Here is a 12,657-nt window from a genome sequence, read left to right as displayed (position 1 = left end):
TTGATGTCATAATTTTATCAATATAGGACACAATTTTGCTGTCAGGATTATTATTCTTGAGCCAAATGCCTGAAAACGTTAATTCAACTTAAACCTGTTAATCATCCCGATTAATTCACCTGATACCTGCTTCAGGTTATCACTGGCACTAGCCATTTGCTCGGATTCCTGAGCAACAGAAAGCGACATATCTCTTAAGCTGACCACATTCTGATTGATATCATTTACAGTGAGACTCTGCTCTTCCGTTGCCGTAGCAATATGTTGATTCATCTCTTCAATTGTCTGCACTTCACTGTCTATCCGATTCAATGCCTCACCAGCTGAAGCCGATATTTCTGATGCATTTTCAGCTTTACTCGCCCCCTTACTCATCACTTTCACTGCATTTTCAGCACCATTTTGCAGCTTTTCGACAATCTTCTGTATTTCCAAGGTAGATTCCTGAGTTCGCTGCGAAAGGGTTCTGACCTCATCCGCAACAACAGCAAATCCCCTGCCCGCATCGCCAGCTCGAGCAGCTTCAATCGCAGCGTTCAGTGCCAGCAAATTGGTCTGCTCGGCTATTCCACGTATCACTTCAAGGACGGTATCGACATTGCGGCTATCAGCCGCCAGCTGAACGACCACCTCACTGGCATTACCGATATCCTGTGCCAATAGGTGAGCTTCATTGATGTTTCGATCAATGGTGACTTTACTTTCCTGTGTTTCTTTAGCGGCAGATGTGCTGGCATCACTGGCTTCCACTGTCCTGCGACTAACTTCTTCAACAGTGGCTAACATCTCAGTCATTGCCGTCGCTAACTGTTCCACATCTTTCTGTTGCTGACCCAGATTGCTGTCTACAGTACTGATCGAGGAAGACATCTGATTTGCGGAGGTTGCAACCTGCATCCCGGCATTACTTATATTCTCCATCATGGTCTGAATAGAGCAAACAAACTGATTGAAGTGCCGTGCAAGCTCAGTCAACTCACTTGCACCGTCTTCTTCAAGCCTTTGGGTCAGATCGCCTTCCCCTTTTGAAAGCTCTTCCATCGCATCAACCGTTCGCTGCAAAGGCCGGGTTATTGAACGAATGAAATAAGTCACAATGAGCGCAAGTACAGCAAGAATCAATCCAGCATTCACAAGTGAGGTCATTTCTGCGCGGTAAATATCAGCTTGGAGGGCTTCCATATTCATTCCGCTGCCGACCAGCCACTTCCAGGGGCCAAATTCGATCGCATAGCTGGTTTTAGGATCCAATTGATCTTTGTTTGAACTGTTTGCCCAAACATAATCAACAAAACCACCGCCATTACGTGCCTGTTGATAAAGCTCACGAACAAAAGGCACACCGCTGGGATCTTTCAGCGCCATCACATTTTTACCCAGTAACGATTTGGCACCATGAGCTAACTGCACCCCATGTTCATCGCCGATAAAAATATAATTACCATTATCAAAACGCATAGCAGACACTGTATCCAGTGCCGCCCGTTTCGCCTGTTGTTCAGTCAATTCGCCGGAAACACTCAAATCATAATAGTGGCTGACTACTCCGACAGCACTCTCCACAAGCGTCCGGACACCTCTTTCATAATTGGCTCGCATATGCTCACGGCTTTTTGCGGCATTCATTAGAGTACTGGCGACTAACCCGATGGCAAATAAAACCAAAATCGCCCATACCCGAGCAGAAATACTCAGTCTTGATAACCTGCTAGTCATAACAATATTCCCTCTGTTATTTTTATGGCTAGTCAGATCCGGTCAGAACCCCAGGCAGTGAACCTAGGGAGGATTAAATAATGCTACCTTTTCAACAGCACAAGCCATCCAATACGGCATCGCGGGATTTGTGCCAATGTTCATTTGAAATTCTGTGCCCATCTCTTAGCCAACTGATTGCTATTTCAAAAGCTTTTTATATGTAATTACATACATACTAGGCAGCAATATTAGAGTATTTGCTCATTATTAAACGGAATATTTATAAAATTTGAACTTGCTCAAACTATGACCAAGAACAAAAAGTAAATAAACCTTATAAAAACCAAGGGGGTTGGGAGGATATGAAGGGAATCATTCTAGTTACTCAGCCCGCTCAAAGGACTCTGAAGGGCTGAGTTCGATAACAGAAAAGAGCTCTCTGCTGAAAAAGGTATTACGATGCTTTCTGAAGACTCTCTGGCAGCAATTCAGCAGCAATCTGCTTAAGAAGGAAAGTCTCACGTTCAATAGACATACCTTTCTTATCGCTGTTAGCAATAGTTTCTTCGTTATGAGCAATGGCATCAAAAATATTGACCCAAACCGGCCTCATACCATTTTTGATTTCGTAATCTTCCAGGCGAGTTTCACCAAGCTCAGCATCAATGGTGCAAACATAGCAGTAAGATTCCATATGCATGATGTCGAAATCAGGCTTGTACCACGGGCGATATTCTTCATAAATACCAAAAGACGTAATATCGCGAATATTGCGGGCACCGGTTTCTTCTTCAAGCTCACGGATCAAACCTTCAACCGCATCTTCACCTTCGTCAATACCACCACCCGGCAAGGTGTAGTCGTGATAACGCTCGGTGTAGAGCATCAAAATGTCTTCACCGTTCAGGATAATGCCCCTTGCCGCCTTGCGGTGAAACATGCTGCCCTCAAGCGCTTCAATGTCAGGGTGTACGGTTGATTTAAGTAATCGCATGGCTTTGCTCATTTACATCTGTACGTCAAAGCCGTGCATTCTATCTTAAAACGTGATGATTAACACCTATAGAGGAGCCGTGTTATACCATGTGCCGATTCATTCTCTCTACCAGCCTCAGGCTCGGCGTACAATCATAAATTCCCAGTGCTGTCGCCACACACTGCGCACCTAAAAAACGACGATTGAATACTTGGCCACTGTGGTTAAAGGCGGTCTGAAGCCCTTCTTTGAGCAATCGGGCTTTAGTACTAAATGGCGTTCTGAATTGCCACTGATTCTGGTATCGCTCTTCAACAGGTAAAGGACAAGGAATATGATCCGGATAGGTTTGCCAAGGTGTTGTCAGGGCCTGAGGATAGCAACGCTCTAGCCAATTCATATAAATGCCGTGCCACAAAGCCGATTCTGTTTTCATAGAAAACATGGCTTCAAGCACACCCCGGCTGTAAAACGGCAGACAAAAATCCAACCGGAAACGATCCATTTCCTCAAATGGTAAAGCAAGGTGATGATGCTGGTCGTTCTCCCACAAAAACAGTTGATAAGCTTTCAGAAGCGGTAAATGGTCATATTCTGCCAGAGATTCAAGAATCGTATTTCGTAACCTTTTCTGGAGTTCATCTCCCTCCCTGACAAGCCGAGCTGGTATGTATGCCATCTGCTGTTCTATATAACTATCAGCCAGTAACTCCGGGTTGCCCGAATGACAGGCATCAACAACTTTTTGAGACGTATAAATCTGGCCAACACAAACACTGCCTCCGTTACCGGACCAAAACAAACGCGGCCGATTAAGCTCTGCGTAATAATCAAAATTATCAGCAGTCCAGTTGATACCAAGCCGTTGTTCCACCGTCAGCATCTGAGTATCTGAAACATAAATTCTGTGCAACGGAATTTTCTGAGCATCAGCAAAACTCTGGCTCAATAACTCATCCTGACTTTCACCTCGAGAAAAGTTAAGGCACTCCAGTCCCACGCCCTGCCGCTTCAACTCAGTCGCAATTAATCTGGAGTCCAGGCCGCCAGATAACGTACTAACTGTATTCCTGTCATCCCCTAGATAAAGACTGACAGTATGTTTGAAATTACGATCCAGCCTTTTAATACCATCATCCAGCGAGCAATCTCCGTACGGTACATCAGCCCAACGGAAAATGCGCTCACGCTTCATTCCTTTTGAGGTTATCGTCATCATTTCACCGGGCCGTGCAGCCCTGACTTGCTGATAGCGCGTTTTGTCACCCAGGGTGTACCCCAGCGTTGCCAGCTCTGCAACAGCATCAAGGTTAGTGTCGAGAAATATCTCAAGATGAGGAAAAAGACGAAGGCAAGAGCTGAAAATAACAGCTCCCTTATAAACCGCATAATAGTAAGGCCTCAGCGCCAAAGTATCGCAGTAAACCCGAAGTTCATTGCGGGTTTTATGGTATTGAAAAGCGCAATATGTCCCCAGAGCCTGCTCCAGAACTGATTTCCAGTCATTGGCAGTAAGTAGAGTGTTAAGATCATGCGTTATGGAAGATGACAGAAGTGGATGACCAGTAACAGCAGCCAGCATCTGCTCATTTTCAGCCTGAGACTGCCCGCCATAACTTTGGTAATCAACCTGACAGAAAAACAAATACTTGTCGTGATAACACATTCGTTCATCGTCAGGATTACGCGAAATATGGCTGGTTATCTGCTTTTGAATCGCTTGCAGTTCCGGCGTCCAGCGAGGAGTAAAGATTCCGGCGATAATGCTCATAGTCTGCTCCTGTCATTTCCACCTACTAAGTAAGGCAAATTACAGACCAACCCAAAGCATTAATTAAGCCATTGAAAATAAATGATTATTATAAGAGAACAAGTAAACAGGTTTTATATTTCGCTTATTGCATAGCAAATTGGAGCCAGAATAGCTCCAATTTGCCCTTTCAGAGGATCACCAATCAAACAACCGCTTGAAGAACTTCTCAACGTTCTTCACACATCCCTGTTTTAACGTTCCGTTCGGATCCCAAGCCGGTAACGCCACCTGTCCAATACAAGCCTGACTCAACCTGCCGCGTTGATCCTGATGATAAGTAAAATCACTTACCCCAGCCGGAGTAGGCATCACCAAAGGTTCCGGATCCCGGCGCTGAATATAGTCTGCATATAAACGAAGCGGGCCCGAAGAACCTGTCAGCTTCACGGGCTGGTTATCATCCCGCCCCATCCAGACGGTTACCACTTCCCGCCCATCAACGCCGACATACCAACTGTCACGACCTTTATCGGAAGTACCGGTTTTTCCTGCCAGCCTCGAAGACGGCAAAATACGGTTCAGGTAACGCCCGGTGCCTTCGGTGACCACTTTTTGCATACCGTATAAAGTCAGCCAGGATGCCTGCTCACTTACAGCTTGCGCGGATTTCGGCATGCTCTGATAAATAACCTGACCATCATTATCGACAATCGCACTCAGGGCTGTCAGGTCACTTTTACGACCGCCGCTGGCGATGGTCTGATACATCTGAGTGACCTCAACCGGCGTTAAGGTAAAGGCGCCCAGCAACATAGACGGTAATTTCGGGATCTCATTGCGATCCACGCCGAGTTTTTCCATCACATTGATGACTTCATCCAGCCCGACAGCCATCCCGAGGTTAACCGTCGGGATGTTGTAAGACTTCGCCAGAGACAAATAGAGCGGCACTTCTCCGCGGTATTGACGATCATAATTTCGAGGCGACCAATTCTCACCGTTTTCCGCTTTCAACGTCAGCGGACGATCCTGAAGATTTGTTGCCAGCGAAAACCTGCCCGGTTGTTCAAGTGCTGCCAGATAAACAGCGGGCTTGACGACTGAACCAATAGGACGCCGCGCATCCACCGCACGGTTAAAGCCGTCGTATCCCGGACGGCTGCCACCAACCATAGCCCGGATCTCACCGGTTAAACGATCAGCCACAACCACAGCGGTCTCCAGCTCTTTGCCGGCCTGTTTTTCCAGCTTAGGAACCATCTGGCGTACTGCCTTTTCTGCCTGCTCCTGTGAAGCCGGATCTAAGGTGGTAAACAATCGCAACCCCAAACCTGGCTGGTAATTATCTACATATTGTTTCAGCTCATTCTGAAGCTGGCCAAAATAGGCTGGCTGGCGTCTGGCAATTTGCCCTTTTTCCTGTAAATCCAATGGTTGCTTAATCGCCTGGTGGTAGTCCGCCTCATCCAGTTCACCATTTTCAACCATGAGCCTAAGCACAAGATTACGACGGCGCTCTGCACGTTCGGGATAACGCCATGGATTATAATAAGAAGGCCCTTTTACCAGACCCACCATCAATGCTTGCTGATCAATTCTTAGCTCGGACAGTGGCAAACCAAAGTAGAACCGTGCCCCCAACTCGAAGCCATGAACAGCATCCGCTCCGCTTTGCGCCAAATACACCTGATTAAGGTAGGCATCCAGAATCTGATCTTTGCTGTAACGGTAATCAATGATAAGCGCCATATAGGCTTCTTTCATCTTACGCCACAGGCTTCGCTCGCTACTCAAAAACAGGTTCTTGGCCAGCTGCTGAGTCAACGTACTGCCACCCTGAACGGTTCTTCCGGCTTTGAGGTTAGCTACAAATGCCCGAGCAATAGCGACCGGTGAAATCCCGTCATGCTGGTAAAAGTCCCGGTCTTCGGTAGCAATCAGAGCATCAATCAGAGGCTCCGGCATTTCTTCTTTCGGCAGATAGATGCGCTGCTCGTCAGTTTTATCCTCAAGCATACCGAGCATTTTCGGTTCAACACGGAGAATACCCAGTTCCCTGCCACTACCGACTTCATAAATCCGTTTGACTTTGGAATAACCGAATTCAACCACGACATGGCGTTTGTTCTGCTCACCATCCCTAAATTCAAATGGACGACGAATAAACTCCACCCGGAGACGACTGGTTGAATACTCACCGCTTTTTTTCGGGTTATCGACTTTACGGTATTTCAGAACTTCCAGTTCATTAATCAGATCTTCATAGCGTATTGGTGCGCCGGGATGAAGCGTAAGCTCACGGGCATAAACGACAGAAGGCAGCTGCCATAACTGGCCTTCAAATTTTTCAGTTACAGTCTGATTCAGAGAGACACCCAGCCCGACCACGCCTATACCAGCCAGCATAACGCCGCCAATACAAGCTGACTTCAGCCAGTTGCGTTTTGGGGGATTAATACTCGGCTCTCCGCCTGCATTTTTATTCGGCGACGATGGCTGTCCTTGCTGCGATCGCGGTTGTTTCTCTGGTGTTGTCATAACGAAGTTTGCCGGATGTGAATGGAGCTATTTGGGTGCCGACAATATCGAAACAGACACCTTGATATGTCATGCAACTGTCAAACAAACTTGCAACCACCACACCTGCAATACCGCTTCCTCCGCCCATCAACACAAAAATGCTGTCTGGCTTTTCAGGTGAAAATCACTCAGAATACGCGACCGGTTTTAGTATATGTCAGACAGAATCCGATTCTGGTTTGGCTGCAACAGAGAAAGAAAATGGAACGTGATTACAAACTTGAATGCCTGATGACAATGCCACGCCATGAACTGGAAGAGTTCAGCCTGCGAGTCATTGGCCGTATGGTTCCTGAAGATGTCATGCAGGAGCTGTTTACTTTCGAGCAGGAAGAAGTCGACAGCGAAGATCGCATGAAGTCAGCACAGTTTGATGCCATGCTTCGCATGACCGCCATTGCCCTTGGTGAAGTTAAACTGGCTTTTTCTGAGTCTGAAAACGCCCAACAAAACTCAGAGCGAATGACGCGTCTTATCCTTTGGCACTTCTACGCCATGTCATTCAATCTGGAAGAAGCAGTAACTCTGGAGCAGCACTGTGAGCAGGTTGAGAAAATCCTGGAAAAAGCACCAACGGATGCATTTGGCTGGGTAAAAGTTCTGACGGAACTGCTACACACTTACGCGGAATTAAGTGATAAATAAGTGCAGCATTGATTGAACGGGATAACTTCCCAAGTCACAGAGTAAAGACATCATACTCGCCAGCACAAAAATATTAAAAACCGCCGGATAAACTGTTTATCCGGCGGTTTTATTTTAACTATCTTTCGCTCTTAAAGAGCCTGTCTTTTTATTACCGCGAGTTACAGCGATGCCTGATGGCGGCTGATCAAATCATCCATAGATGCTTGTGCACGTTGCTGTGCTGTCGCAAGGGTATCGTCGTCAGTCATATTCTCAATGACCTCGTAGTAACACTTGATCTTCGGCTCAGTCCCTGAAGGGCGAACCACAACTCTTGCCCCACCATCCAGATGATAAATCAGCACATCACTGGCAGGCAGATCGATGTTCTCTACTTTGCCGTCAGCATACAGCTTCTGCGATGTTTTCAAGTCATCGGTGATCAGTACTTGACGTCCGGCGATAGATTCCGGCGGTGTCGCTCTCAACGCATCACCAATCGGCGGTGTATCCGGTTGTAATGCAATGCTCTTCTGAGCGTTAAAATGTAAACCATGCTGACGATAGATCGCCTCAAGCTGATCCCAGACCGTTTTTCCTTCCGCAGCTAGTTCTGCTGTCAGCTGGGCAAACGTCACCAGTGCGGATAAACCGTCTTTATCCCACACTTCACTACCCACGGTGTAACCCAGTGCTTCTTCATAAGCGAACAGAAAACGGCTGTCGTCAGTCTGCTTTTGCATCGCAACATTGGTCAACCACTTAAATCCGGTCAATGTCTGATAGTAATTCGCCCCTGCTGAACCAGCCACTTTGCCCAGTAAGCTAGAAGAGACAATGGTCGTCCCGACCAGGTTTTGTCCCTGCTCGGTGTGATTCAACAGGTAATGGCCCAACAGCACACCAACCTGATCTCCGGTCAGCATCCGGTAATCACCATCATCGGTTCTTACGGCTACTGCAAAGCGATCCGCATCCGGGTCGTTAGCACAAGCCAGTGTGGCATTGTGTTTCTTGGCCTCTGCGATCACCATGTCCATTGCCCCCGGCTCTTCCGGGTTCGGGAAGTTCACTGTCGGGAAAGTACCGTCCGGTTCACGCTGCTCGGCAACAGAGTACACCTGAGTAAATCCGGCATCTTCCAGCATCCCTTCCGCCAGGTTCGCACCTACGCCGTGCATAGCTGTGTACGCCAGGCTGACGGATCCGGGTTTAGTATGATTGGACAGCAGCTTACTCTGGCCGATGGTCTCACGGTAGGTGTGATAAAACGGCTCACTCAGCATGATCAACAAGCCTTGCTGCTTGGCTTGCTCCAGCTCCAGGTGCTTAATGTCTTCTTTTGCTGCAATATCAATTTTCGCGGCAATACCGGAATCATGAGGCGGAATAATCTGCGCACCGTTACCCCAGTAAACCTTAAAGCCGTTATAGGCTGGCGGGTTATGGCTGGCTGTAACCACCACACCGGCTGCGGCTCCAAAATGTTTTACACCGAATGCCACCATTGGTGTCGGGGCTTCGTGTGTGGTGATATAAGCTTTAATTCCCTGCGAAGCTAAAACCGCAGCTGTGTCATGAGCGAAGCGCTTAGAATCAGGACGACCGTCAAATCCGATGATCACACCACGCTCTGCTGCATCCTCAACAGCTTCCAACAAATACTTGCCCAAACCTGTCGCTGTTTCTTGAATCACCAGCCGATTCATTCGATTCGGGCCAGCACCGACGATACCGCGCAGTCCCGCCGTACCAAAGGCCAGACGACCGGAAAAACGATCCGCCAGCTCAGACTCTGCATTGGAATCAATAAGTTGTTGTAGTTCTTCACGAGTTTTCGGGTCAGGGTCTCGCTCCAGCCAGCGAGTGATGTCTGTATTCATTATTAATATTCCTACTCCATAGATTACACTCACAACCTACTACAAATGATATTCATTCGCATTAACTTATTTGTTAATTCGAGTGCCTGATACACCAAGCGCGCAAAGAATAACCTGTTAATACTCATCTGAACGGAAGAATGATTAACCTGTTCCTTTCGCGTCGATAAAAGGTCGATGATTGAAGTATAGAGGGAATAGCAAAGTGAGCCATTTCAAAGGAAAGATGCAGAGCCTAGACTCTGGTTAGAGTGCGTTATACAAGCCATAAAAAAACGGAGCGCTGAAAAGCACTCCGATTCAATTGAGATTACCACATCAGATCATCAGGGATTTTGAAATCTGCATATGGATCATCTTCATCTACAGTATCTTCAGAAACGGTATTGTTCAGGACAATAGATTCCTCATCACGCTGGCTGATTTTATCGGCGACAACGCCAGGTACAATCGCATAACCTTCAAGATAACGAGCAATCGCTAACACACCGCTGATCAGCTGGTCCTGCGTTTTCTTATCGACATAGATTTTCTTAACCAGGGTGCCATCGGTAAAGTTATAACCGATCTCACCATCTTTAATCTCAATCTTGTTCATTTCGATCAGCTGCTTAACCTGAGAAGCAATGGCTTTCTTCTCGGCTTCAGCCTGTTTCTGGCGGTTTAGCTCTTGATCCTGTGCAACCTGAGCAGCACGTTTCTCTTCAACAGCCGCTTTCGCTTCCTTGGCTATAGTGCGTGATTTCTTTGATGATTTACCGGCCTTTTTCATCTTCTTTTTATCAATAAGACCAGCTTTCAGCATCTGCTCTTGTAAGGTTAGCTTTGCCATTTCAACTCCGTAGCGGTGCTATGTCATAAAAATAATGAATCAACTTACATCATTCAGCGAATGATAATCAGGTGATTCAATTTATGCATGTATTATCACTTTGCACCAAGAAACAGGTCAAGGTGTGGAGCTGAATCATTTGGAACTGAAAAGACAAAAGCGACCGAATTCGGTCGCTCGTTTAAAATATCCGGCTCATTCCGTTGAAATCAGTCCCACTTCCAGAATGATTTTCCGATCCCTTTAATCTTGCCTTGTGAAGGAGCTGTATACCAGGATGTCTGCTCATCACCTTCGCTGCCTACGTATCCAAGAAACGTTGTATAAGCCTCACCCAGATCAACCCTCTCCAATGGTGGCTCCCAGTCATCCGGAATGATAACGGCAAACGGATACCCCTGAGCATTTTTAAAACCACCGGCAGTTTCTGAATTATTTACCGAGGACCCCATTCTTGACGAGTGTTCAGGAAGGTGAATTTCATACCCGGTATTGTTTACATACAGATAAGGGTCATAAGGTGGCAGCGCGATGTCGGACAAAGCAACCGGTGTATCGAAATCAAACGCGACACTGAATTTGTGTCCCTGAGCGAGACTGGTGTCAGACTCAGTATTTACAAACTCTTTGCCGGGAATTTGCATCAGGGATTTCGTCCCTTGCAGTAAGCGCTGATCAAAGCTCCCTGTTTGCGAGAAAGATTTAGGGTAACCACTCTCCTGCACCGTCGAACCCGGCTTAAACAAGTTAAGCGTTCCTGAACCAGAGGTCCCGGCCGGAAGCCCTATATGCAGATACCAATCATGGGTATAACCTGAACCGCGTGCAATCATATAGCCATAGACAATCAGTGAACTGACTTTATCGTCCTGCATGCCGTAGCCAACACGATAACCAACCACTAAATCATTAAAGTCATAGTCACTTTTGGCAGGATAATTGTCCTCATACGCGGCAATGTAATATTCAACTGATGAAGGGTAATAAACCCAACTGTCTGTGGTGTTTTCTATCTGACCTTGAGTAATAACCAGTGGTGCCTCGCTCTGTCCCGGCGCTTCTGCAGTCAGTGTATCTGCATCACTCTTACTGAGCAGTGCCACATCTTCCGGACCATTTGTAAAATCATAAAATGCCTCAGGATCACCAAGAGATGTATTTGTTTCAAGAAAAGTGATCGATAGGACAGCAGAAGAAACATTAGCAAGGGACATACTCACCGGAATCGTTATCACGGCATCAAAAGAAGTTCCGCTCCAACCGCTATTTGGTGTCAATGATGAAGAACCGGTCCTTCCAATTAATGTGTAATAAGTGGAACGATTTGTTTCCCCAGTCTTAGCCACCACAGACTGGGTAGGCGTAGAAAAATCAGTAAACGTATAAGTATTTCCATCGGATTCAATAGTAAGACTCAGAGACTCTATCGTGACTCCTTGAGTCGAAGCTTTTTCTGTCCCGTCAGAGGCTTCGTTAACATCAACAGCCAATGCCAGAGCTCCATTGTTATCATCTCTTATGGCTTCAAGCTCGGAGGCTGTCAATGTTCCTTGCTTAAGATTAAATAAATCAATATTTCCTACTCCTTTGGATGTAATCGTATCTTGAAGCATCACTGATTCCACCGCTGAAGCGACTGAAGGTATCAGTAATAACTGCACTAATAATAGCAATTTGAACAACGATCTCATGTTCATAAAGCTACCTCCCCTGATACACGCTCCTCACCTGCAAAGTCACTGAACAAATCATATTTCAGTACCTTTTCCCGGGTCGGAACCGAAACCGGCAGGGAAAATGTTGAGTTTTTATCTATCTGACCAAGAAAAAGAACACTACCTGAATCGAGGTAAACCTTAAGAAAAAGGGTGTTTCCCGCCATATTCAATTCATCTGGCTGAAGTTCAAAAAGATGATTCTGGTATTGTTGAAAACGGGCATTAGCCGGAGCCGGATTATCGTTCAATAAGGAGCTTGACGGGTTACCAGTAACAGTTGTCCCATCCTCACCGCCACCACCACCGCCGCAACTGACCACACCTAACAGCATTGAGGCCAGGAAGAAATGCTTCATAGTTGCTCTCCCTTTCTTGTGTATTAGGAGAAACTAACCATGTTTTATGCCAGATAATTTTAACTTTATAAGTCAAAAACTTATGATGCATTTTCATTTTTTTGTCGCAATTGAATACTGATTTTGCAAGCCCAATAGCATTTTGATATGTCTTGCCGCTAAGAATCAGCCTAATTTTTCATGCACTTAAGCAAACACTCAAGCGGAATAGTGGCTTAAAATCGCGACGACTTT

9 protein-coding genes are annotated in these 12,657 nt (G+C 46.4%); 1 reads left to right on the top strand and 8 read right to left on the bottom strand.

Translation table 11 applies throughout. The features are described from left to right. Window positions 1-78: 78 nt before the first annotated feature. The 4 genes from C942_RS06720 to mrcB all read right to left on the bottom strand — a co-directional run bounded on the left by C942_RS06720 (window position 79) and on the right by mrcB (window position 6,965). Window positions 79-1,716: a methyl-accepting chemotaxis protein gene (locus C942_RS06720; protein ID WP_007463910.1), complete on the bottom strand. Its 1,638-nt coding sequence runs from the start codon at window positions 1,714-1,716 to the stop codon at window positions 79-81. Between the two features lie 436 nt (window positions 1,717-2,152). Then, on the bottom strand, window positions 2,153-2,692 hold the full coding sequence (locus tag C942_RS06715; RefSeq protein WP_007463907.1) for an NUDIX hydrolase: 540 nt from the start codon (window positions 2,690-2,692) through the stop codon (window positions 2,153-2,155). An 82-nt stretch (window positions 2,693-2,774) separates the two neighbouring features. Then, on the bottom strand, window positions 2,775-4,445 hold the full coding sequence (locus C942_RS06710; RefSeq protein ID WP_007463904.1) for an asparagine synthase-related protein: 1,671 nt from the start codon (window positions 4,443-4,445) through the stop codon (window positions 2,775-2,777). 177 nt (window positions 4,446-4,622) lie between these two features. Next, window positions 4,623-6,965, bottom strand: coding sequence for a penicillin-binding protein 1B (mrcB, locus tag C942_RS06705; protein ID WP_036798941.1), 2,343 nt, complete (start codon window positions 6,963-6,965; stop codon window positions 4,623-4,625). Between the two features lie 243 nt (window positions 6,966-7,208). Between mrcB and C942_RS06695 the strand changes: the two genes are divergently transcribed. Further along, window positions 7,209-7,652: a hypothetical protein gene (locus C942_RS06695; protein WP_007463896.1), complete on the top strand. Its 444-nt coding sequence runs from the start codon at window positions 7,209-7,211 to the stop codon at window positions 7,650-7,652. 161 nt (window positions 7,653-7,813) lie between these two features. On the opposite strand, the gene C942_RS06690 is transcribed toward C942_RS06695, so the two are convergent. The 4 genes from C942_RS06690 to C942_RS06675 form a co-directional block, all read right to left on the bottom strand. Further along, on the bottom strand, window positions 7,814-9,517 hold the full coding sequence (locus C942_RS06690; protein WP_007463894.1) for a phospho-sugar mutase: 1,704 nt from the start codon (window positions 9,515-9,517) through the stop codon (window positions 7,814-7,816). A 310-nt stretch (window positions 9,518-9,827) separates the two neighbouring features. Then, window positions 9,828-10,349, bottom strand: a complete 522-nt coding sequence (locus C942_RS06685; protein WP_007463892.1) for a DUF2058 domain-containing protein — start codon at window positions 10,347-10,349, stop codon at window positions 9,828-9,830. 209 nt (window positions 10,350-10,558) lie between these two features. After that, entirely contained in the window at window positions 10,559-11,962 is a 1,404-nt protein-coding gene (locus C942_RS06680; protein WP_007463890.1) for an LruC domain-containing protein, read from the bottom strand. 80 nt (window positions 11,963-12,042) lie between these two features. Then, entirely contained in the window at window positions 12,043-12,423 is a 381-nt protein-coding gene (locus C942_RS06675; protein WP_007463888.1) for a hypothetical protein, read from the bottom strand. Window positions 12,424-12,657: the final 234 nt, after the last annotated feature.

This window comes from Photobacterium marinum, assembly GCF_000331515.1.
In the GTDB taxonomy this organism is placed as follows: domain Bacteria; phylum Pseudomonadota; class Gammaproteobacteria; order Enterobacterales; family Vibrionaceae; genus Photobacterium; species Photobacterium marinum.
This window is presented reverse-complemented; position numbering and strand designations above follow the sequence as displayed.